Below are 21,469 nucleotides of genomic sequence, written 5' to 3' on the forward strand. Positions count from 1 at the left end.
CTTGCCGCATGATGAAGACGCAAGTGAAACACAATGCCGCGCCAGCTCCCTTGCTGGAGTTGCGCGGCATCAGCAAGTCCTTTCCCGGCGTCAAAGCCCTCAGCGACGTAGCCCTGCGCCTGTATCCGGGTGAAGTGCACACCTTGATGGGACAGAATGGTGCCGGGAAATCGACCCTGATCAAGGTGCTGACGGGCGTCTACACGCCCGACAGCGGCCAGATTTTGCTCGATGGCAAGCCCATTGCGCCCGCGTCCACCTCGGATGCCCAGGGACTGGGCATCAGCACCGTGTACCAGGAAGTCAATCTGTGCCCGAACCTGTCGGTGGCGGAAAATATCTTTATCGGCCGCTATCCGCGCCGCTTTGGCGCTATCGACTGGCGTGGCATGCAGCAACAGGCGCGTGCCTTGCTGCAGCAATTGCAGATCGATATCGATGTCACGGCGCAACTGTCCAGCTTTCCGCTGGCCATCCAGCAAATGGTGGCCATTTCGCGCGCGCTGAATATTTCGGCCCGCGTGCTGATCCTCGATGAACCCACGTCCAGCCTGGACGAGGCGGAAGTCAATCTGCTGTTTTCCGTGCTGCGCCGCCTGCGCGAGCAGGGCATGGCGATTCTGTTCGTCACCCATTTCCTCGACCAGACGTATGCCATTTCCGACCGCATCACCGTCATGCGCAATGGCGAGCGCGAGGGAGAGTATGCGTGCAGCGAGCTGTCGCGCCTGGCGCTGGTGAACAAGATGATCGGCGTGGCGGCCGACACCGTGGCGCAAGAGCTTGATCTGGCGCAAGACGCGGGCGCCGCCAGCTTTGGTCCGACGGTGCTCGAAGCGCAGGGACTGGGCCGCAAGGGCGCCTTGCTGCCCATGGATTTCCACATCCGCCAGGGTGAATTGCTGGGCCTGGCCGGCTTGCTCGGTTCGGGCCGCACGGAACTGGCGCGCCTGCTGTTTGGCGCCGACAAGGCCGATTCCGGCACGATCACCATGCAGGGCCAGCCACGCCACTTCAGCGTGCCGCGCGATGCGATTGCCCGGGACATCGGCTTTTGCTCGGAAGACCGCAAGCACGAGGGCGCGATTTTGTCGCTGTCCGTGCGCGAAAACATCATCCTGGCCTTGCAGGCCCGCACGGGCTTGCTGCGCGCCATCCCGTTCAAACGCCAGCAGGCGCTGGCCGACGAATATGTGAAAGCGCTCGGCATCAAGACGGCCAGCATCGAAACCCCCATCGGCAGCCTGTCGGGCGGCAATCAGCAGAAAGCCTTGCTGGCGCGCTGGCTGGTGACGTCGCCCGCCATGCTGATCCTCGATGAACCGACGCGCGGCATCGACGTGCGCGCCAAGCAGGAAATCATGAGCTATGTAAGCAAGCTGTGCCGCAAGGGCATGGCCATCCTGTTCATCTCGTCCGAACTGCCGGAAGTGCTGCGCTGCAGCGACCGCATCGTCGTCATGCGTGACCGCAAGGCCTGCGGCGACTATGCGCGCGGCGAGCTGGACGACAGTTCCGTGCTGCAAGTGATCGCCGGAGACGCCACATGAGTTTATCCACGCCATCGAGCGCACCACTGGCGCGTGCGGCTTCCCTTACGAATGCTTCCATGTTGCAGAGTGTCTTGCATCACCCCCTGAGCCGGCCCCTGGCCGCGCTGTTCTTGCTGCTGCTGGTCGACTTCTTCGCCATCCCCGGCTTTTTTCATCTGGAAATTCGCGACGGTCACCTGTACGGCAGCGTGATCGACATCGTCAACCGTGCCGCACCGCTGATGCTGGCGGCCTTGGGCATGACCCTGGTGATCGCCACGCGCGGCATCGATATTTCCGTGGGCGCCGTCGTGGCCCTGTCCGGCACCGTGGCCGCCATGCTGATCGGCGGCACCATGGTGATGGAAAATGGCGTTCCTGCGTATGTGAGCAACATTCCCATGGGCTGGGCCCTGGCGGCAGCCCTGGGCGCGGCCTTGCTGTGCGGCGCCTGGAATGGCGTGCTGGTGGCGAGCCTGGGCTTGCAGCCCATCGTCGCTACCCTGATCCTGATGGTGGCGGGGCGCGGCCTGGCGCAACTGTTGACGGATGGGCAGATCGTCACCGTCTACTACCAGCCCTTCTTTTTCATCGGCAGCGGTTACCTGTTCGGCTTGCCGTTTTCCCTGTTTCTCGTCGCTGCCGTGTTCCTCATCACGGCCGTGCTGATGCGCAAGACGGCGCTGGGCCTGTTCATCCAGGCCGTCGGCATCAATCCCGTCGCCGCGCGCCTGGCCGGCATCAAGACGGCGACCCTGATCTTCTTCGTCTACGTGTTTTGCGCCGCCTGCGCGGGGCTGTCGGGCCTGATGATCAGCTCGAACATCAAGAGCGCCGACGCGAACAACGCGGGCTTGATGCTGGAACTGGACGCCATCCTGGCCGTGACCCTGGGCGGTACGTCCCTTGCTGGCGGCAAGTTCAGCTTAGTCGGCAGCATGATCGGCGCGCTCATCATCCAGACCCTGACCTACACGATTTATTCGCTGGGCGTGCCGCCGGAAGTCAACATGGTCGTCAAGTCGGTCGTCGTCTTCCTCGTCTGCCTGTCGCAATCGTCGGAATTCAAGCAATTGCTGCATCGGAGAAAAGCATGAAGGGTTTGCTGCACACCCCGTATTTCACCTCGCTCGTCACGGTCTTGCTGCTGGTGGTGATGCTGGGCCTGGGCGGCGCCGCCTACCCGGGCCTGCTATCGACGCAGGTCATTTTTAACTTATTGATCGATAACGCCTTTTTGCTCGTCATCGCCGTCGGCATGACCTTCGTCATCGTGTCCGGCGGCATCGATCTGTCCGTCGGTTCCGTGCTGGCCCTGTCGACCATGATCGCCGCCTGGCTGCTCAACGTGGCGCACTGGCCGCCGCTGCTGGTGATCGCCACCGTGCTGGCGCTGGGCACCGTATTTGGCGCCAGCATGGGCGCGCTGATCCATTATTTCAAATTGCAGCCGTTCATCGTCACCCTGGCCGGCATGTTTCTGGCGCGCGGGCTGTGCTACTTGATCAGCATCAACTCCATCACCATCGATGATCCGCTGTTCGTCGCCATGTCGCAGACGCAGTTGCAATTTCTCGGTGGTTTTGTCTCGCCGGGCGTGGTGATCGCCGTGGTCACTTTGCTGCTGGCCATCTGGCTGGCGCACGCCACGCCGTTCGGCCGCGCCGTGTATGCGATCGGCGGCAATGAACAGTCGGCCTTGATGATGGGGCTGCCTGTCGGCCGCACCAAGGTGCTGATCTATGCCTTCAGCGGTTTCTGCGCCTCGCTCGGCGGCGTGCTGTTTTCGTTCTACATGCTGTCCGGCTATGGCTTGCATGCGCAAGGCACGGAACTGGACGCGATTGCCGCCGTTGTCATCGGCGGCACCCTGCTCAGCGGCGGCTATGGTTACGTGGCGGGTGCGCTGTCGGGCGTGCTCGTGCTGGGCACCATCCAGACCCTGATCGCCTTCGACGGCACGCTCAGCTCGTGGTGGACCAAGATCGTCATCGGCGGCCTGCTGTTTGTCTTTTGCGTCGTGCAAAGACTGATGGCCATGGGCCAGAAAAATACCAACGGGAGTTAATCTGATGTTCAAGCAACACACACTTGCCGCAGCCATCGGCATGGCGGCGGCGCTCGCCTGCGCCCCATTCGGCGTGCAGGCGGCCAACCCCATCGTGAAAAATATCTACACGGGCGACCCGGCCGCGCTGGTCGACAATGGCAGGGTGTACCTGTACGTCGGCCACGATGAAGCGAGCGCCACGGATACGGATTACCGCATGAACGAGTGGCGCGTGTATTCCTCGTGCGATATGGCGAACTGGACGGACCACGGCTCGCCCGTGCGCTTTTCCACCTTCGCGTGGGCCGGCAAGGATGCCTGGGCCGGTGACATCGTCAAGCGCGGCAACAAATACTATTTTTATTCGACCGTCGACCACAAGACCATCGCCGGCAAGGCCATCGGCGTGGCCGTGTCCGACAGCCCGACCGGGCCGTTCGTCGATGCGCGCGGCAGCGCCCTGATCACGAACGACATGACGAAGCAGACGGCCATTCCCTGGGATGACATCGATCCGGCCGTTTTCATCGATACGGACGGCCAGGCCTATATTTACTGGGGCAACACGGTCTTGAAATACGCCAAGCTGAAAGCGAACATGACGGAGCTGGACGGCCCGATCCTGACCTTCGGCATGGATGCGTTCACGGAAGCGGCCTACATGCACAAGCATGCCGGCACGTATTATTTATCGTACTCGCGCAACTTCCCGGAAGAAACGGCGTATTCGACGGGACCGACGCCGACAGGTCCTTGGCATTTCCGCGGCACCATCATGGACAAGAATGCCGTCGTGAAAACCATACACCAGGCCATCATCGAATTCAACGGCAAGTCCTACATCTTCTATCACAACGATAAATTGCCCGGCGGCGGAGAATACCGGCGCTCCGTGGCAGTTGAGGAGCTGAAATACAAGCCCGACGGCACCATTGAATTCATCCAGCAGACGGCTGGCCCGGCCGCCAATCCCAGCGCCGCCTGCAAGGCATCCTGAACGCTCGTTGACTACGCACAAAAAGGAGACACACCGATATCTATAACATCGATATTGAGTTAGAACCGATATCGATCATGATATGATTTATTCATGGATACCCTCAACCCCAACTGGTTCTTGCGAGCCCGCCTGAAGACGCGGCAATTGCTGCTGTTGATCGCCCTTGACGAGCAGCGCAACATCCACCGCGCGGCGGAAGAATTGCACATGACGCAGCCGGCGGCGTCCAAGCAAATCAAGGACCTGGAAGAGATGCTGGACGTGCGCCTGTTCGACAGGTTGCCGCGCGGCATGGAACCGACCATCTACGGCGAGACGATGATACGCCACGCGCGCATGGCCCTGACGAGCCTGTCGCTGGCGCATGACGATATCGTCGCCCTGAAGTCGGGCTTGACGGGCCAGGTGGAAGTGGGCGTCATCATGACGCCGGCCATGGCCTTGCTGCCGCGCGCGATCGCCCGCATCAAGCAGCAGGCGCCGCTGATGCGCATCGGCGTGCACCTTGAGCACAGCAATACCCTGATGGACATGCTGCAGCATGGCACCCTGGACTTCATGATCGGGCGCATCCTGGAAAAGGAAAGCAGCGCCGGCCTCATCTACGAGGAATTGACGGAAGAGCCGGCCAGCGCCGTGGCGCGCAATGGCCATCCGCTGCTGTCGCGCAAGAATTTGCAACTGAAGGACCTGGCGGGCCAGCCGTGGATCTTGCCGCCGCAAGGCAGCATCCTGCGCCACCGCTTCGACATGATGTTCCGTCGCGCGGGACAGGAGCCGCCTGTCGACGTGGTCGACACGACCGCTTTGCTGCTGATTACGTCCTTGCTGCAGCAAACGGACTCGCTGCACGTGATGCCGACGGAAGTGGCGCACTACTATGAATCGTTGAACGTGCTGAGCATTTTGCCCATCGAGCTGCCGTGCAAGATGGATGCCTTCGGCATCATCCGCCAGCAGGATCATTTGCTGTCGCCGGGGGCGGATATGCTGCTCAAAGCTGTGCGGGCGACCGCTGCGGACATGTATTGACGATCACCCAATAAAACGTCCATGGCGTTGTTGCCGTGCCTTGTCGTACATTCGTACTGCCTGCGGCACGGCGCCTGGCCCTGAACATTTTCTTCGGCGCCGTCACCAACTTCGGGGATTTTTACCGCCAATTAATCGGGCACTTCAAAAAAGACAGGTAGGTCGGATTAGCCCGCAGGGCGTAATCCGACAATACCCGCGCAGCATGCTTAATCGGGTACCTCAAAGAAAAACAGCTGCACCAGTCGCCCATTCTTCGGCGTGTCGCCAAACACATTGCTGATCGAGTGAAAGTAATGTCCCTTGTACACGATCAGGCGGTTGTGGCGCATGGGCACTTCCAGCAGCGCTTGCCAACTGTCGCGCTGTTCCTGCAAGTCGTTGAATTTCTGTACTTTACTGTTCGGCAGCCAGCGCTTCTGGAAATCCTTGAAGCTGGCATAGCCGCCCGCTTTCACGTCCGCCTCGGGCAGTCTCCGGTACCAGCCGCTGGGCTGGTGGCGCCAGAACGTGGTGCCGCCCTGGCACTGCTCGGGCGGGTTCAGATACAGCACGCCCGCATAGAAATTGAAATTGTTGCCCGTCTCATTGTCCACGTGGATATCCGTGCGCGCCATCGCGTCCGCATAGCTGAGGCGGTACGAGCCATTGTCGGGCGAAATAAAACGGATGGGGCGGCCCAGGGCCGTGGCGATGCGCTCCATGATGGCCTGGCTGGGCTGGCCCGCCGTCTGGCTGCCCGGATAGTTTTGTCCCGCATAGCGCTGCTGCTCGAACGGCAACGCCAGCGCCTGCGCGCGCCAGGCGGCCGGGTCGGGCAGGAAATCGTCGAGGATGTGCAAGTCCGTTTCGCGGATAAAATCGTGCAGGGTGTCAGCGACATTGAGCGGCGTCAATGTCTCTGCCTGTTCCGCTTGCGGACTGGCAAAGCCGATGCAGCACGTCTGCGCCAGCGCAGGATGCAGCGCCAGGCCTTGCGCGTAGCGGGCCAGCGCCAGTTCCTGCTGTCCCGTGCGGTAATACAGCTCGGCCAGTCCCTGCAGGGTTTGCCAGCGCTGCGGACGCAGGGCGTGGGCCCGTTCCAGCTCGGCGATGGTATCCGCCAGTTGCTGTTTGCCCATCAGCAATTCGGCATGGCTGATGGCGAAATCGTGTTCGTGCGGCGCCAGCCGCGCCGCCGTGGCGTAGCTGGCCAGCGCCGCCTCGTTGTCCGTGCCGCGCAGCACATTACCGAGGTTGTAGTGGAACAGGGCATTGTCGGGCTGTTGCTTGAGCGACAGTTTTAACAGGCCCAGGCCGATGGCGCCCTGACCCAGCTCCAGCATCGCCAGGCCCTGGAAATGCTGTGCTTCGGCCAGGGCCGGGTTCAGTTTATGGGCGGCCTGGTAGGCGTTGATCGCCTCGATCAGCTTGCCCGCCTGCTGCAGCCGTTGCCCGTTTGCCAGATGTTGTTCCGCCAGTGTCTGTTCGCCCATGTCGCTATCCCGATGCAATGTGGCGAACAGTGTAACCGAGCCCGTTCTACTGCGCCTGGCTGACGGGAATTTCTTCTCCGTTCAGCTTGATCGCCACCTTGACGATCTGCGCCTTGACCTGATGGCTGGCCATGTCCGCTTCCTGCGCGTAGGCGTACACGACGATGGCGAAGTCCTTGTAGCCGCTGCGCGCCGCCTCGATCTTGCGCGCCGCCTCCTGATCCACCTTCAGCAGCGAATAACCGTCGCCATTCGTGAACGCCAGCTTGTAGTCGCCGTTGTCGTACATGTAGTAATACGTGCCCGCTTCGGCGAACTTGGCGGGGAAGGCGGCCTTGTCCATGGCGTACGGCGACAGCGCGCCCTGGCCATTGATCTGGTAGCGCAGGTAGCGCCTGGTTTTCGCTTCACTGACCTTGGCGTCGATCTGCGGTTTCAGGGCATCGAGCACTTCCTGCTTGCGGAAGGCATCGTTGCTGCCCGCATATTCGCGCGAGATGCGCTGCGCCACGGCCGCATAGTCGGGCGGCACGCCAGACAGGGCGATGTAGCTGTACATCAACTGGTTGCCGCTGGTGATGTCGACATAGCTGGACGTTGGCGTGGCGGCGTCCGCTTGCGGCAGGCTGGCGGCGGCCGCTTTTACCTGCGCCTTGGCGGCCAGGTCCGCGACATTCGCGGCGACGGGGGCAGAGGCGGCTGGTGTGGCGTTATCCGTCTTGCCGCAGGCGGACAGGAGCACGGCGATGGCGAGCAGGGCGGGGAAAGTGCGGTTCATGGTATTTCCTTCAGTGTGGGTGTGTAAGAGGTGACTTAGCCGACAGTTTTGCGTTTGTATTCTCCAAGGCCGTAAGCGGCCAGGACGATGGAAGACGCCAGCACCAGGTAAAAGCCGATGCCGAACGAGAGCCCTTGCCACACTTGCCCCAGCATTTCGCTGGCCATCTGCTCGGCCATGCGGGCTGCGCGGCTGCCCATGATGCCGCCCATGGCGTTGCCCGCGTCGCTGACGGCGCCCTTGATCTTGATGAACAGCAAGCTGCTGTGGATGACGACGAACAGCAGCGGCGCGCACTTGCCCAGCGCCGCTTTCGGGTGGTTACTGGCCATGGTGGCGCAGCAGGCGGCAATGGCCAGCAGGAAGAAGAATTGTGCTGAGGTAAAACCGCCGCCGCCATCGCGGGCAAAGCTTTCCAGGCTGTCGGCGGACAGGCCCAGCAGCTGCCAATAGGTGCGCGAAACGGAGGCGAACAGGCGGATGCCGATGATGTTGAAGACAAAGGCGCCGGCGATCAAGACGCCCAGGCTGGCCAGCACCTTGATGCCTAGGGCGGACACGGCCTGGCCCCACAGCTGCTGGCCCTTGTCGCGCGCCAGCTTGGCCGCGCCGGCCATCTCTTCCTGCGCCAGTTGCTGCGTTGCCACGGCGCTGACCGTGGCGAGGCTGCCTGCGTCATCGAAGCGCACGTCGACGACGGCATTGATGGCGGGCGCCACGTCCGAACGCCAATGCGTGGCCACGTCGAAGGCATGTTGAATGCCGGCCACGCTGACGGAACCTTGTCCGCTCGGTTGGTAGGCGAGGATGCGGCCCCGTTGGCCGGTGGTAATGGTTGCTGCTGGGCTGGATGGTTGCATGGGATTTCCCTGGTCACTGTCATGCTGTATTGCATGTACCCACGGATAACGGGGGCAGTTCAGGGAAATCCAAAATTATTTTGAATTATTTTTTCGGCGGCTGCATCAGGTCCTTGGCGGCGCCCTGGTAATCCTTCATCAAGCCCATGAAGGCGTCCTGCAAATGCCGGGCAGCATCCTGCGGCGGCGCGCCCGTGCGCCGCGCCAGGTCGAATTTATACGCGTGCGCGGCCGTGTAGCCGGCCTGCGAGGCGGCGTCCAGCAGCACGCCGGCCCGTTTCAGCGAGGCTGGGTCACCTTTGACCATCAGCAATTCCGCCAGATAGGTCTGGGCAATCGGAAAGTCTTTCGCGGCGGCTTTTTCCAGCCACTGCATGCCCGCCTTCGGCTGTTTCACACCCGCATCACCGCCGCCGATGCCATAGCCGAGGGCCGTCAGCGCCACCAGGTCGCCGCCGCGCGCGCGCTTTTCCAGTTGCTGGCGGGGAAACGGACGGGCCGCGATCTGCATGCGGATTTCATAGTTGATGTCTTGCAGCACGTTGCCTGGCCACACCTTGGCACCGGGTGCGGCAGGCTTCTCCACCGTCGGGGCAGGCGCCCGCATGCCGTTGTTGCCCGATGCCAGTACGCCCGGCGCCGGCGGGCTGACGCCCTTGCCGCTGCCCATGTTCAGCACCAGCCGTGCCGACGTTTCGCCAAACGACACGCGGGGCTTTTGCACGTCGTGCGTCATGGCGGCGACCCGTGCCGCCACCTGCGAAAACACGTCGCCCATGGACAGGCCCGGTGCGTCGAGCGCGTCGAGCAGGGCGCTCGTGTAGGGGCTGTTGCGCGAATCAGGCGACCAGAAATCGCGCGCCAGGGCGCCGGGGCCGGCCGAATAGGCGATCACCACGCCGCGTGGTGCTTGCGTGTCGGCAAAGCCATGGCTGGCCGCATTGCCGCCGCCGGGAGCCACCACGGCGCCGCCGCGCGTATATTCCTGGCGGCAAGCGTCGAGGATCAGCACGGCGCCGCGCGCGCCCGTGCGCTGCAAGTCGCCCGCCAGGCTGGAAACGGACACGCCCTGCGCGGCAATGGCGGCCGCACTGAGCGCATTCATGTTCGCGCCCAGCGGCAGCACATAATTGGCTTCGCCCGCCTGCGCGCCGTGGCCCGCGTAAAACACGAGGGCGATATCGGCGCCGCGCGCCTGTGTGGAAAACTCGGCCGAGGCCTTTTGCAGCTGCGCCGCATTGATGTCCGTGCGCAACAGCACTTCAAAGCCCAGGCGGCGCAAGCGCTCGGCCATGGCGCGTGCATCGTTCACGGGGTTCAGCAAGGGTTGCGGATAGGCTGCGTTGCCGATCACCAGGGCGATGCGCTTGCCGGAACCGCTGGCAGCGGTGCCCACGGCCGCTTGCACGACATTGCCGCAGAGTAAAAAGATGAGGCTCAAAAACAGGGGAATCAGGCGATGCATCGGGGTCTCGGGGATTGTCGTGTGAGTAACAAAAGTTAGCGATTTCCAGTACGGTATGAGAAAATTGCTTAAATGCATTTTACCTGACTGACAAGTTTGTCTTGTTGTCCAGCGTATTTCCTCTTTACCGGCCAGCCTCGCTCCCGGCCAGTGGCGCGCGCCGCCCCAACACACGATCGGACCGGCTGTGCAATCGGAACAATTTGAACGGATTCATGCTTTCTGGACCCGCCGCCCGCAGCTGACACAAGGCGAACTGGGCGAGTTTTACCAGCGCGTCATCGCCGCGCTGACGCCATGCCGCCCGCGCGAGGCGGCGTCGCTGGGCGATTCACTGGCCGACTTGCGCCACCAGTTTTTCATTGAAAAAGTCCTCCACAGCGATAGTGACGCGGCGCCTCACCACGTCGGCGCCCTGTTTTTGTACTTCAAGCGCTTCATCATCGACCAGCTGCGCAAGCAGCGCATCGAGGAGGATGCCGATGCGCAAGAAGGCTGCGAACTGCGCGCACCCGACGCCTATGCGGAAGCGCTGCGCGATTACCGGCTCACGCCACAGCAGGTGCGCGAGGCGGCAGACGGTTTTATTACCACCTTGCCGCGTGACTTGATCCTGCTGCTGCGCCATTGCGGTTGCGGCGGCATGCCCGTCAAGGAACTGGCCGAGCAGATCGCTTCCGCGCATTACCACGGCGGCAAGCTGGGCCTGGTGCACAGGCAGAAGGACGATCCTGCCAGCGCGGGACGCCAGATCGTCGAGCCGGCCCACCGCGCCACCTTGCTGGGCAGCTGGGTCTTGAGCCTGCTCAAGCTGCGCGTGGGGGACTCCTTGGCCGCGCGCGACATGCAGGCGGCGCAAATAGTTTTGGATATTTTATGTGTGGCCGCGTTATCCCTGCACATGGACCCCGTGTCCACCCACCCGAATACTGATGAAAGGCCATCGGCATGACTGCATTGACGCCCACACTGGCCATCGTTGCCGCGCGCCTGCCGTCGCCACCGTCTTCCACCGACGTGCTGGACGACGAGGTGGCGGGCGATATCCCCGACTGGCGCGGCATCGCCGTGCCGGAACACGTGATGCAACGCTTCGCGCGCCGCAGCGACGCCGCACCGCTGGCAGCAAGGCCCATCGCCGGTGGACAGATCCACTTGCTGGCGCGCCGTCCCGGCTTCGGCGCCGTGCTGCTCGACGCCTGGGACAGCACGCGGCAGCGCTGGCGCGGCTGGCTCGTCACGCCGGATACGGCGTATGCGGATGCCTGCGGCCTGGTGGTCGAGGAGCGCGACGCGCCCGCCGATCCGCGCGCGGGCCTGGTGCTGTGCGACATGCCGGTGACCCTGGCCGTGACGGACCTGGGTGCCTGCCTGGGCGTGTTCAGCCAGGAACGCCTGCAGGCGGCGCGCTGGCTGGAAACGCATGGCCGGGCGAACGGGGCGGGGGTAGCTGCGGCACCGGGCGTGATCGCCCGCGTGGCCTTGCCCGGCGACGATTACGTCTTGACGGGCACGCCGCTGTCTAGCGAGCTGGGCAAGGATGGCCGCGTGGCGTACCGGCAATTGCTGCGCCAGGGGCTGCAGCAATTGCAGATCGCTTCGGCCGATGCGGCCGCATCCCAAACGACGGCACCGATATCGAGGCCTGTGCAGGCAGCCAATGCGAACCGCTGGCTGAAGATCGTCACGGCCGTGGCCGCCAGCGTGATGGTGGTGCAATCGGCCTGGCTGTTCCTGCCGAAAGAGGGCGCCATCGTCGACCATGCGGAGTTCCGCAATGGCGGCAGCGGCGTCGAGAAGGGCGTGCGCATGCGCGTGCTGTTCCGCGCCGAGGCCACGGAGGCGGAAATCCGCACCTGGCTGCAGCGCGAGCAGCTGGAAATCGTCGCCGGGCCGGACACCCTGGGCGCCTTCACCCTGCTGTCGCGCGACCGCCAGAAAGTCTTGCCGCCGCCAGGCCCGGGCAATCCGCTGGCCGTGATCAATCCCTGACCCAGAAATAAGAGAAAGTTATCGAGCATGACAATGTATAAGAACTTTGCATCCGCGCACTGGCGCAAACTGGCCATGGGCCTGGCTGCCGGCGTCCTGTTGACGGGCTGCGCCATGACGCCGAATGGCCGTGGCGGCGTGCTGGTGGGCCTGGATACGGCCGAGCTGTTCGGCACGCCGATTTCCACCTTCCGCCTGCGCGACGGCACGGAAGGCACCTTGCGCAAGGATCCGAAGGGCAAGTATTCGATCAAGCTGTCGCAGGCGTTCCGCGTCGTGCCGCTGGACAAGGCCATCACGGCCCGCGTGGCGCGCGTGGAAAACGTGGGCGAGCGCACCGTCGTGATCGTGGAAACCCAGGAGCGCGGCTGCGCCTACCGCTATGAAGTGCTGGCCTTCCAGGGCACGGACGTGCTGCAGTGGACGGTCGGCAATTGCAAGGACCGCCCCCGCGTGGAGCTGGCGGCGGACGCCAAATCGCTGAATATCGATTTCCCCAACTACAACCGCCTGTCGCGCATGATCTACACGGACAACCGCCTGCTCAACGCCAGCGTGGCCGTGCCGCCCGGCGTCGATACGCGCGCGCAGCCGTTTGCCGATGACGCCTTGCGCGCCACCGGTCCCGCCATCGCCACCATGCCCGGCAGCGACAGCGGCCGTGTGATCCCGGCGCCACCGGCCCCGGCATCGGCCCCGGCACCTGCCGCCGCGCCGAAAGCGGGCAGCCGCGCCAGCGCCAAGGCGCGCCGCCAGGACACCCCGACCAGGGCGGCGGCGCCCGCAGCCATCAGCCTGCCCGCGCCGCGTGCCGCAGCGGCTGCTCCGGCGGCGCCGATGATCTTCCAGGCTGAAGAGATCAAGCCCGTCGTCATCGATTTGAGGAAATAAGATGGCCGCGAGTTTGCGCAGTCTGCAAATCCGGCAGACCCTGATTCTGATCGTCCTGACGATCATTTACCTGTGCTTCGAGCTGGGCTTCAATGCCCGCCTGCTCGACGTGGTGGGCGGCAACGTCAAGCCGGAAGACGTGGAAGGGGTGGAATTTTATGGCCGCAGCCTGTCCGGCATCGCCGCCGCGCTGGTGGTGCTGCAACTGATGTGGCGCCGCCGGCTGAAGAACAATGGCAGCGGCCCTGGCTGGGTAAAAATCATCGTTTGCTGCCTGGTCACGGCCGGCGTCGTCTTCGGCGTGCTGAAGGCCACGGTGAATGTGCTGGTCAATACGCGCGACGCGGAATTTCGCCGCATGGCCTTCAACACCACCTTGCTGCAGCGCTCGCTGGTAGGCGGCAGCCTGCAACTGCAAGGTCTGGTCGACGATCCGACCCTGTTCGCCAAGCCGGAAGGCAAGTCCTTCCTGGCCCTGTTCCCCTTCCTGGCCGTGTCGGTGCGGCATCTTGACGAGCGCATGGGGCCGGCCAAGGAGCAGCTGGTGCGTGCCAACGTGCGCCAGGTGGCGGGCGGCCCGTCCGGTTACTATGACAAATATCAGGAAGCCATGCGCGAGCTGGCCGGCAAGTGGGAGCTGTATGCGGGCATCATTCCCGACAGCGATGCCGGTTTGCGTGCCAAGCAGCAATCCTCGTGGCAGGAATACGTGAGCAGCCTGTCGCGGCGTGGCTGGCAGCCGCATTCCGTGCCGATGCGGCGCCAGGCGGCCGTCGTCAATAATGTGCGCAAGAAAGTCCCCGTGCCCGCCAACTGGCGTACCGACGATGAGCGGGGCTTCCGCGCCGCCGTCAAGCGCCGCTACACAGCCGAGGCGGCCAGCAAGGGCGTCACCGTGCGCGGCGAACGCATCCCGCCGGGCTTGCCGTTTGCCGCCTTTGTCGCGCGCCCTGGCGTGCAGGCGGAATTGCGCGAAGCGTTGAAACTGCCTGCAGGCGCCACGGTGCAGCCAGCGTATGCCAGTCCTGCCGAGTTCGGGCGCCTGTTCGAGCAGTTCCTCGATCGCCAGACGGCGGAAAAACTGGTGGAATACCGCGCCAGCCGCACCGACTTTGAAGCGGGTGGCAGGTTCTTCCATGAAGGCAAGGAAGCGGCGCGCGCCGCCATCGTGCCGCCCGTGGCCCTGTTCTTCTCGCTGCTGGGCGCCATCGGCCACTTTTCCAAATTGCTGTACCTGGTCGCCACCGTCGTATTATTGCTGCTGGCCATGCGCCGTGGCGAGCAGGCGGGTGCGGATGGACAGCTGAGCCGCCGTTCCGCCTGGATCGCCACAGGTGTGCTGGCGACCGCCTTTGCGGGCAGCTGGGGCATGCTGTCCATTCTCGACAACAACGTCACGCGCAGCGAGCTGTTCGGGCAAATGCTGGACTGGGCGCGCCAGCCCGAGCCCGACAGCACGCGCTGGCAAATCGCCGGCAAGGGCTTGCTGGCCAATATCACGCACGTCGTGGCGGTGGGGCAGGGCTACAGCTACCCCGTCAACGAAGCGATCCGCATCCACGTTTTGCAGGGAATTCACTATGGCTATCACGCGCAACAAAAATAAGGCGGCCGCGCTGGCATTGCTACTCAGCACGTTCTGCACGTTGGTACAGGCCGATTGCCTGGGCATGAAGGTGCACGCCCACCGCGGCGCCGGCAACGCGCCGGAAAACTCGCTGAGCGCGCTGCGCAACACGTATTTCGGCACCTGGGACGGCGTCGAGACGGATTTGCAGCTGCTGGGCGATGGCAGCTGGGTGGTGCACCACGATTTGTTGACTGGCCGGGTGGTCGACACGGGATCGCCGCGCACCGTCAAGCAGCTGACGGCCGACGACTGGCGCGCCGCCAGCATGAAGAACCGTGGCGTGGCCACGCCGGAAACGCCGCCGTTCGTCAGCGACGTCGCCGACCTGGCCACGGCTTTCCCTGCGAAAACCCTGAATGCGGAAATCAAGGATGTCGTCTCGTCGTGCGCGCCGATCGCCACCCTGGTGGCGCAGTTGCGTACGAACATCAAGCACGGCAACTGGTTCTTGACGTCGGGCGTGCCGAATAACCTGGCGTGCGCGCGCCGCGCCGACCCGCAGGGTTATCTGGGCTTGCTCGTGTTTGACGCGCGCAATGCCCAGGCGGCCGGCGCCAACCGGGTCAGCCGCTATATCGCGAAAAATGCCCGCCCGCCCAAGCTGGACAAGCCGTGGCTGCAGCGCGTGCAGCAGCAGATCGGCATGCCCACCGGCGTGCACGTGGATGCGCGCAGCCTGGACGCCAATCCGAATCTGCTGGGCGACGCCGCCAGCCTGAACATGCCCGTCTTCGTCTACGCCGTCGATGGCGACTCGGCCCTGGCCGCGTCCTTGCTGCGCGCGCAGCAGCGCAGCCACCGCTGGCCCAGCGGGGTCATTCTTGACGGCAATCCCGAGACGTTTTGCGCGATGATGAAATAAGTGCTCCCTGATCTGCGACACGGCGTTTTGCCGTGCAGCAGAATACCTCGCCGCCACAGAAATAGCCGCTTGCGGCGGCCCGCGCAGGGCCACTCTTGTGCCGCCTTTCTGCCTCTTTTTTGCGCATTGCAGCATCGATATTGTTTGCATCGGGCGCGCGACTGGCTTATAAATGTAATCGATTACATTTTATTGAAAAGCGCCATGCCAGCAGCCGTTCCTTCTCCATTGCCGACAGAAACCGTCTCCATCAGCGCCGTCGCCGCGCATGCGGGCGTGTCGGTGGCCACCGTCTCGCGCGTGATGAACGAGCAGGCCGGGGTGCGGGCGCCCACGCGCGACAAGGTGCTGGCGTCCGTGGCCGCGCTCGGCTACCGCATGAATCATCTGGCGCGCAGCCTGCGCACGGCCGAGAGCCGCATGCTGCTCACCATGGTGCCCGACGTGGGCAACCCCTTCTATGCGCAGATCGTGCGCGGCATCGATACGGTGGCGCGCGAACACGGCTATTTTGTGCTGCTGTGTGACACGGGCGCCGATGCGGGCCGCGAGCGCTCGTATTTCGACTTGCTGCGCATGCACCGCGCCGATGGCGCCATCTGCCTCGATCCGGACACGGTGCAGCATGCTCTGTCACATGAATCCGTCAGCCTGCCGTGGGTGGCGTGTTGCGAATTCGATCCCGCCGTGGCTGTGCCCTATGTCGGCATCGACAACCACCGCGCCGCCTCCGACGCCGTCGCGCATCTGCTGTCGCGCGGCCATACGCGCATCGGCCTGATCAACTCCGACGAGCGCTATCTGTACGCGCGGCAACGCCAGCAAGGCTACCTGGACGCCCTGGCGGCGGCCGGCCTGCCAGTACAGCCGCAGTGGGTGCACACGGTGCAAAGCCTCGATTACGAAGCAGGCACGGCCGCCACCTTGCGGATGATGGCGGGACCGGATGCGCCCACGGCCATCTTTGCCGTCTCCGACACCCTGGCCATCGGCGTGCTGAGTGCGCTGCGCCAGCTGAAAAAAAGGGTGCCCGAAGACGTGGCCGTCATCGGCTTCGATGATATCGCCATCGCCGCGCAGATCGACCCGGGCTTGAGCACCATCGCCCAGCCGATGCGCGAACTGGGCGAGACGGCGGCGCGATTATTGCTGCAGCGTCTGGCGGACCCGGCGGCCAGTGTGCCGGGCGTGCTGCTGCAACACCGATTAATTCTGCGAGGGAGTGCATAGTGAGCGTTGCCGTCGGTTTCGAGGGGGTCTGCAAGGATTTCGGCCCCGTGCGCGTCTTGCATGGCGTCAGTTTCAACCTGTCGCCAGGACGCGTGTATGGCTTGCTGGGCGAAAATGGCGCCGGCAAGTCGACCCTGATGAAAATCCTCGCCGGCTACGAGGCCGTGAGCGAAGGGCAGTTGCTGATCGATGGCCAGCCCCGGCGCTTTGGCAGCTCGCGCGCGGCGGAGAGCGCCGGCATCGTGCTGATTCACCAGGAATTCAACCTGGCCGAACACCTGACGGTGGCGCAAAACATGTTCCTCGGCCACGAAAAGACGCGCGGCTGGCTGCTCGACGAGGCCGCCATGCAGGAAGAAGCGTCGCGCTACCTGAAACAGGTGGGCCTGGACGTCTCGCCCGACACGAAAATCCGCGACCTGATCGTAGCCGAGAAGCAACTGGTGGAAATCGCCAAGGCCCTGTCGCGCCGCGCCCGCTTCCTGATCATGGACGAACCGACGGCCACCCTGACGTCGTCGGAAACCCAACGATTGTTTACCGTCATGGCCCAGCTGAAAGCGGACGGTGTGACCATTTTGTATATATCCCACAAGCTCGACGAAGTCGAGCGCAACACGGACGAGGTCATCGTCATGCGCGACGGGCGTTTCGTCACGCGCGAGCCGACGGCCAGCCTGACGCGCCAGCAGATGGCGAACCTGATGGTGGGGCGCGAATTGTCCGACATGTTCCCGGCCAAGGTGGCGCTGGCGAAAGAAGCTCCTGTGCTCCTGAAGGTCGACGGCCTCTGCGTGCCCGGCTGGTCGAAAGACCTGTCGTTCGAGGTGCGCGCCGGCGAAGTGCTGGGCTTGGCGGGCCTGGTGGGCGCGGGGCGCACGGAATCGTTCGAGGCCTTGCTGGGCTTGCGTCCACGCAGCGCGGGGTTGATCCATCTCAATGGCCAGCCCGTGGATATCCGCACGCCCAAACAAGCCATGCAGCACGGCATGACTTACCTGAGCGAAGACCGCAAGGGAAAAGGTCTGCATGTGAACCTGGGCTTGCGCGAAAACCTCACCATGATGACGATGGAGCGCTATGCGCGGCCGTGGCTCGATGTGGCAGGGGAAAAAGCGGCGCTGGCCAAGGCGGTGCTTGACTTCAATATCCGCACGGGGGACCTGGACAGCCGCGTGCGCATGCTGTCGGGCGGCAACCAGCAAAAGCTGGCGCTGGCGAAATACCTGCATTCCGACCCGCGCGTCGTCGTGCTCGATGAACCGAGCCGCGGCGTGGACGTGGGCGCCAAGCGCGACATTTACTTTTTGATCCACCGCCTGGCCGCCGAAGGGCGCGCCGTGATCGTGATTTCATCCGAACTGATCGAAATGATTGGCCTGTGCCACAGAGTCGCCGTGATGCGCGCCGGCACCTTGCAAGCCACCCTGTCTGCTGACCACCTGACTGAAGAGGAGTTGATTGCCCATGCAACCGGCACGCACTGATACCACCGTATCCCCTATTGCTCGATTCGGCGCGCGCATCAAGGGCTTTGGCCCTGTGCTGGGCCTGCTGGCCCTGTGCATCGCGGGCACCTTGCTCAATGGCGATTTCGCCACCTTGGACAACCTGATGAACGTGCTCACGCGCACGGCCTTCATCGGCATCATCGCCGTCGGCATGACCTTTGTGATTATCTCGGGCGGCATTGACCTGTCCGTCGGCTCGATGGCGGCCCTGATCGCCGGCTGCATGATCTATTTCATGAATGCGCTGGCGCAAGGTGCGGGAGGAAATCTGGCGCCGATCACCATGCTGGTGCTGGGCATCGCCATGGCGCTGATCCTTGGCGCGGGCTTTGGCCTGATGCATGGCTTGCTCATCAGCAAGGGCAATATTGAACCGTTCATCGTGACGCTGGGCACCCTCGGCATCTTCCGTGCCGTGCTCACGTACCTGGCCGACGGCGGCGCGCTGACTCTGGACGCCACCCTGTCCGAACTGTACAGCCCCGTGTACTACACGAGCGTGCTGGGCGCACCGATACCGATCTGGATTTTCCTGTTCGTGGCGGCGGCCGGCGCCATCATCCTCAACCGCACGACCTTTGGCCGCCACGTGCAGGCGATCGGTTCCAACGAGCAAGTGGCGCGCTATGCGGCCATCAATGTTGATAGAGTCAAGATCGCCACCTATATGCTGCTGGGCGTCTGCGTGGGCATCGCCACGGTGCTGTACGTGCCTCGCCTGGGCTCGGCTACGCCGACCACGGGCTTGCTGTGGGAACTCGAAGCCATCGCCGCCGTTGTCGTGGGCGGCACGGCCCTGAAGGGCGGCGAGGGACGCATCGTCGGCACCGTGATCGGCGCCATCCTTTTGTCCGTGATCAGCAATATCCTGAATTTGACCAGCATCATCAGTGTCTACCTGAATGCCGCAGTGCAAGGCGTGGTGATCATCGCCGTCGCCTTCCTGCAGCGAGGCCGCAAATAAAACAAGAGCGGCGTTCTGAAAGGGCGGCCAACGGGCGCCCACAACCTTGGAGGAGAGCAGCATGAAGAGCTTTATACGGGTAGCAGGGATGGCAGTGCTGGTGATGCAGGCGTGGGCGCTGCCGATGGGACCGGCGCAGGCGGCCGAGAAACTGGTGGTGGGCGTGGCCATTCCCACCGCCACGCACAGTTTCACGTCGGGTATCGTGTGGTGGGCGAACCAGGCCAAGGCGGAGCTGGAAAAAGCCCATCCTGGCCTGAAAATCATCGTCAAGACGGCCGCCACGGCGCCCGAGCAGGCGAACCAGTTGCAGGACATGTTGACGGTGAACAAGATCAACACCCTGGTGATCTTCCCCATCGAATCGGCCTCGCTGACGCAGCCCGTGGCGCAAGTCAAAAACAAGGGCGTGTATGTGACCGTGGTCGACCGCGGCTTGACGAACACGCAGTCGCAGGATGCGTACATCGCGGGCGACAACACGGCTTTCGGCAAGCTGCCGGCCGAATACCTGGCGAAAAGCCTGAATGGCAAGGGCAATATCGTCGTGCTGCGCGGCATGCCGACCACCCTGGACAACGAGCGCTACGATGCGTTTTCCGCCGTGATGAAGGGCCATCCCGAGATCAAGGTGCTCGATGCCAAGTACGGCAACTGGAACCGCGACGATGCCTTCAAGGTCATGCAGGATTACCTGACCCGCTTCAAGCATATCGACGCCGTCTGGGCAGCCGATGACGATATGGCCATCGGCGTGCAAAAAGCCATCGCGCAAGCCAAGCGCACGGACATCAAGCAAGTGTTCGGCGGCGCGGGCGCGAAGGGCGCGGTGAAAAAGATCATGGATGGCTCCGACCCGCTGATCGTGGCCGACGTATCGTACTCGCCGAAGTTCATGTACGACGCCATCAAGCTGACGACGGAAACGCGCCTGAAAGGTGATAAATTGCCGGCCAACACCATCATCCCGTCGGTGCTGATCACGCGCGAGAACGCCAAGCAGTTCTACTTCCCGAACTCGCCTTTTTAACGACACCCCAAAACAAGGATTGGGGTCGTACCCTGACGGGGGAAGGCGTACCAATGGGGCGCCTTCCGCTCCCGCAGGGACCGACCTTCCAATTTGATTTTAAGGAATTTCCATGAAAACCATCCAGGGCCCGGCCATTTTCCTGGCCCAGTTTCTCGGCGACGAGCCGCCGTTCGACTCGCTTGAGCACCTGGCGCAATGGGCGGCCGGCCTCGGTTACAAGGGCTTGCAGCTGCCGACGGCGCCGCGATTGTTTGACCTGGAACAGGCGGCCAGCAGCCAGCAGTATTGCGACGACGTGAAAGCCTTGCTGGCGCGCCACGGCTTGCAGGTGACGGAATTGTCGACGCATTTGCAGGGCCAGCTGATCGCCGTGCATCCCGCTTACGACGCCCTGTTCGACGGCTTTGCGCCCGAACATGTGCGCGGCGACAGCGCGGCCCGTACGGCCTGGGCCACGCAGCAGTTGCTGTGGGCGGCTAGCGCTTCGCAGCGCCTGGGCCTGAAGGCGCACGTGACGTTTTCCGGCGCGCTGGCCTGGCCGTATCTGTATCCATGGCCGCAGCGCCCCGCCGGCTTGGTGGAGACGGCTTTCGCGGAACTGGCGAAACGCTGGCTGCCCATCCTCGACGCGTTCGATGCAGCGGGCGTGGACCTCTGTTATGAGTTGCATCCGGGCGAGGACTTGCACGATGGCGTGACCTTCGAACGCTTCCTTGCCGCCGTCAACGATCACCCGCGCGCATCGATTCTGTACGACCCCAGCCACTTCGTGCTGCAGCAGCTCGACTATCTGGCCTTCATCGATATTTATCATGCGCGCATCAAGGCCTTCCACGTCAAGGACGCGGAATTCCGGCCGAACGGGCGCCAGGGCGTGTATGGCGGCTATGGCGACTGGCAAGACCGGGCCGGGCGCTTCCGCTCGCTGGGCGACGGGCAGATCGACTTCAAGGCGATCTTTTCCAAGATGGCGCAGTATGACTTTTCGGGCTGGGCCGTGCTGGAATGGGAATGCTGCCTGAAACACCCGGAAGATGGCGCGGCCGAGGGCGCGCGATTCATCCGCGAGCACATCATCCACGTGGCCGAACACGCGTTCGACGATTTCGCGGGCAGTGCGGTTGACCAAGATCAAATTCATCACTTGCTTGGCTTGAAATAAGG

19 protein-coding genes are annotated in these 21,469 nt (G+C 63.5%); 15 read left to right on the forward strand and 4 right to left on the reverse strand.

The genetic code is table 11. The annotated features are described in order from the left end of the window. Positions 1–8: 8 nt before the first annotated feature. The 5 genes from CSQ91_RS23350 to CSQ91_RS23370 all read left to right on the forward strand — a co-directional run bounded on the left by CSQ91_RS23350 (position 9) and on the right by CSQ91_RS23370 (position 5,614). Positions 9–1,550 (forward strand): sugar ABC transporter ATP-binding protein, encoded by a 1,542-nt coding sequence (locus CSQ91_RS23350; RefSeq protein WP_257217453.1) that lies wholly within the window; start codon positions 9–11, stop codon positions 1,548–1,550. Further along, the gene (locus CSQ91_RS23355; protein ID WP_099389771.1) at positions 1,547–2,629 is read left to right on the forward strand and encodes an ABC transporter permease; all 1,083 of its coding nucleotides are present in this window, start codon (positions 1,547–1,549) and stop codon (positions 2,627–2,629) included. The genes CSQ91_RS23350 and CSQ91_RS23355 overlap by 4 nt, the downstream gene beginning before the upstream one ends. Next, complete coding sequence (yjfF, locus tag CSQ91_RS23360) at positions 2,626–3,600, forward strand: galactofuranose ABC transporter, permease protein YjfF (protein WP_034783682.1); 975 nt, start codon at positions 2,626–2,628, stop codon at positions 3,598–3,600. Before CSQ91_RS23355 ends, yjfF begins: the two co-directional genes overlap by 4 nt. A gap of 4 nt (positions 3,601–3,604) precedes the next feature. Beyond that, positions 3,605–4,579: a glycoside hydrolase family 43 protein gene (locus CSQ91_RS23365; protein ID WP_099389772.1), complete on the forward strand. Its 975-nt coding sequence runs from the start codon at positions 3,605–3,607 to the stop codon at positions 4,577–4,579. 93 nt (positions 4,580–4,672) lie between these two features. Beyond that, entirely contained in the window at positions 4,673–5,614 is a 942-nt protein-coding gene (locus CSQ91_RS23370) for a LysR family transcriptional regulator (RefSeq protein WP_034752932.1), read from the forward strand. Between the two features lie 209 nt (positions 5,615–5,823). Here CSQ91_RS23370 and CSQ91_RS23375 read toward each other — a convergent pair whose 3' ends face one another. The 4 genes from CSQ91_RS23375 to CSQ91_RS23390 all read right to left on the reverse strand — a co-directional run bounded on the left by CSQ91_RS23375 (position 5,824) and on the right by CSQ91_RS23390 (position 10,192). Further along, complete coding sequence (locus CSQ91_RS23375; RefSeq protein ID WP_099389773.1) at positions 5,824–7,089, reverse strand: DUF6445 family protein; 1,266 nt, start codon at positions 7,087–7,089, stop codon at positions 5,824–5,826. Between the two features lie 46 nt (positions 7,090–7,135). Then, positions 7,136–7,867 (reverse strand): hypothetical protein, encoded by a 732-nt coding sequence (locus CSQ91_RS23380; RefSeq protein ID WP_099389774.1) that lies wholly within the window; start codon positions 7,865–7,867, stop codon positions 7,136–7,138. Between the two features lie 35 nt (positions 7,868–7,902). Continuing rightward, positions 7,903–8,727 carry a hypothetical protein gene (locus CSQ91_RS23385; protein WP_099389775.1) on the reverse strand — a complete coding sequence of 275 codons (825 nt, stop codon included), beginning with the start codon at positions 8,725–8,727 and terminating at the stop codon, positions 7,903–7,905. A gap of 85 nt (positions 8,728–8,812) precedes the next feature. Then, the gene (locus tag CSQ91_RS23390; protein ID WP_170846402.1) at positions 8,813–10,192 is read right to left on the reverse strand and encodes a caspase family protein; all 1,380 of its coding nucleotides are present in this window, start codon (positions 10,190–10,192) and stop codon (positions 8,813–8,815) included. A 187-nt stretch (positions 10,193–10,379) separates the two neighbouring features. On the opposite strand from CSQ91_RS23390, the gene CSQ91_RS23395 reads away from it, so the two are divergent. From CSQ91_RS23395 to CSQ91_RS23440, 10 genes are all read left to right on the forward strand, one after another. Next, positions 10,380–11,144, forward strand: a complete 765-nt coding sequence (locus CSQ91_RS23395; protein WP_099389777.1) for a hypothetical protein — start codon at positions 10,380–10,382, stop codon at positions 11,142–11,144. After that, complete coding sequence (locus CSQ91_RS23400) at positions 11,141–12,184, forward strand: hypothetical protein (protein ID WP_099389778.1); 1,044 nt, start codon at positions 11,141–11,143, stop codon at positions 12,182–12,184. The genes CSQ91_RS23395 and CSQ91_RS23400 overlap by 4 nt, the downstream gene beginning before the upstream one ends. 33 nt (positions 12,185–12,217) lie before the next feature. Further along, positions 12,218–13,075: a hypothetical protein gene (locus CSQ91_RS23405; RefSeq protein ID WP_099389779.1), complete on the forward strand. Its 858-nt coding sequence runs from the start codon at positions 12,218–12,220 to the stop codon at positions 13,073–13,075. A gap of 1 nt (position 13,076) precedes the next feature. Beyond that, positions 13,077–14,681, forward strand: a complete 1,605-nt coding sequence (locus tag CSQ91_RS23410; protein WP_257217454.1) for a hypothetical protein — start codon at positions 13,077–13,079, stop codon at positions 14,679–14,681. After that, positions 14,656–15,567: a glycerophosphodiester phosphodiesterase gene (locus CSQ91_RS23415; RefSeq protein WP_099389780.1), complete on the forward strand. Its 912-nt coding sequence runs from the start codon at positions 14,656–14,658 to the stop codon at positions 15,565–15,567. Before CSQ91_RS23410 ends, CSQ91_RS23415 begins: the two co-directional genes overlap by 26 nt. A gap of 204 nt (positions 15,568–15,771) precedes the next feature. Next, positions 15,772–16,797 (forward strand): LacI family DNA-binding transcriptional regulator, encoded by a 1,026-nt coding sequence (locus tag CSQ91_RS23420; RefSeq protein ID WP_083299687.1) that lies wholly within the window; start codon positions 15,772–15,774, stop codon positions 16,795–16,797. After that, a complete protein-coding gene (locus CSQ91_RS23425; protein WP_099389781.1) occupies positions 16,797–18,284 on the forward strand; it encodes a sugar ABC transporter ATP-binding protein in 1,488 nt (495 codons plus the stop codon). The genes CSQ91_RS23420 and CSQ91_RS23425 overlap by 1 nt, the downstream gene beginning before the upstream one ends. After that, entirely contained in the window at positions 18,265–19,272 is a 1,008-nt protein-coding gene (locus CSQ91_RS23430; protein ID WP_070258483.1) for an ABC transporter permease, read from the forward strand. Before CSQ91_RS23425 ends, CSQ91_RS23430 begins: the two co-directional genes overlap by 20 nt. Before the next feature lie 103 nt (positions 19,273–19,375). After that, complete coding sequence (locus tag CSQ91_RS23435) at positions 19,376–20,302, forward strand: substrate-binding domain-containing protein (RefSeq protein ID WP_373630545.1); 927 nt, start codon at positions 19,376–19,378, stop codon at positions 20,300–20,302. Between the two features lie 112 nt (positions 20,303–20,414). Next, positions 20,415–21,467 carry a sugar phosphate isomerase/epimerase family protein gene (locus CSQ91_RS23440; RefSeq protein WP_099389783.1) on the forward strand — a complete coding sequence of 351 codons (1,053 nt, stop codon included), beginning with the start codon at positions 20,415–20,417 and terminating at the stop codon, positions 21,465–21,467. Positions 21,468–21,469 lie beyond the last annotated feature (2 nt).

The organism is Janthinobacterium sp. BJB301 (genome assembly GCF_002735685.1).
Lineage (GTDB): Bacteria > Pseudomonadota > Gammaproteobacteria > Burkholderiales > Burkholderiaceae_D > Janthinobacterium > Janthinobacterium lividum.

Excerpts from the sequence above, each read along its gene's own strand:
- CSQ91_RS23350 (WP_257217453.1), top strand. The coding sequence starts at position 9 with ATGATGAAGACGCAAGTGAAACACAATGCCGCGCCAGCTCCCTTGCTG.
- CSQ91_RS23355 (WP_099389771.1), top strand. The coding sequence starts at position 1,547 with ATGAGTTTATCCACGCCATCGAGCGCACCACTGGCGCGTGCGGCTTCC.
- yjfF (WP_034783682.1), top strand. The coding sequence starts at position 2,626 with ATGAAGGGTTTGCTGCACACCCCGTATTTCACCTCGCTCGTCACGGTC.
- CSQ91_RS23365 (WP_099389772.1), top strand. The coding sequence starts at position 3,605 with ATGTTCAAGCAACACACACTTGCCGCAGCCATCGGCATGGCGGCGGCG.
- CSQ91_RS23370 (WP_034752932.1), top strand. The coding sequence starts at position 4,673 with ATGGATACCCTCAACCCCAACTGGTTCTTGCGAGCCCGCCTGAAGACG.
- CSQ91_RS23375 (WP_099389773.1), bottom strand. The coding sequence starts at position 7,089 with ATGGGCGAACAGACACTGGCGGAACAACATCTGGCAAACGGGCAACGG.
- CSQ91_RS23380 (WP_099389774.1), bottom strand. The coding sequence starts at position 7,867 with ATGAACCGCACTTTCCCCGCCCTGCTCGCCATCGCCGTGCTCCTGTCC.
- CSQ91_RS23385 (WP_099389775.1), bottom strand. The coding sequence starts at position 8,727 with ATGCAACCATCCAGCCCAGCAGCAACCATTACCACCGGCCAACGGGGC.
- CSQ91_RS23390 (WP_170846402.1), bottom strand. The coding sequence starts at position 10,192 with ATGCATCGCCTGATTCCCCTGTTTTTGAGCCTCATCTTTTTACTCTGC.
- CSQ91_RS23400 (WP_099389778.1), top strand. The coding sequence starts at position 11,141 with ATGACTGCATTGACGCCCACACTGGCCATCGTTGCCGCGCGCCTGCCG.
- CSQ91_RS23405 (WP_099389779.1), top strand. The coding sequence starts at position 12,218 with ATGTATAAGAACTTTGCATCCGCGCACTGGCGCAAACTGGCCATGGGC.
- CSQ91_RS23410 (WP_257217454.1), top strand. The coding sequence starts at position 13,077 with ATGGCCGCGAGTTTGCGCAGTCTGCAAATCCGGCAGACCCTGATTCTG.
- CSQ91_RS23415 (WP_099389780.1), top strand. The coding sequence starts at position 14,656 with ATGGCTATCACGCGCAACAAAAATAAGGCGGCCGCGCTGGCATTGCTA.
- CSQ91_RS23420 (WP_083299687.1), top strand. The coding sequence starts at position 15,772 with ATGCCAGCAGCCGTTCCTTCTCCATTGCCGACAGAAACCGTCTCCATC.
- CSQ91_RS23430 (WP_070258483.1), top strand. The coding sequence starts at position 18,265 with ATGCAACCGGCACGCACTGATACCACCGTATCCCCTATTGCTCGATTC.
- CSQ91_RS23435 (WP_373630545.1), top strand. The coding sequence starts at position 19,376 with ATGCAGGCGTGGGCGCTGCCGATGGGACCGGCGCAGGCGGCCGAGAAA.
- CSQ91_RS23440 (WP_099389783.1), top strand. The coding sequence starts at position 20,415 with ATGAAAACCATCCAGGGCCCGGCCATTTTCCTGGCCCAGTTTCTCGGC.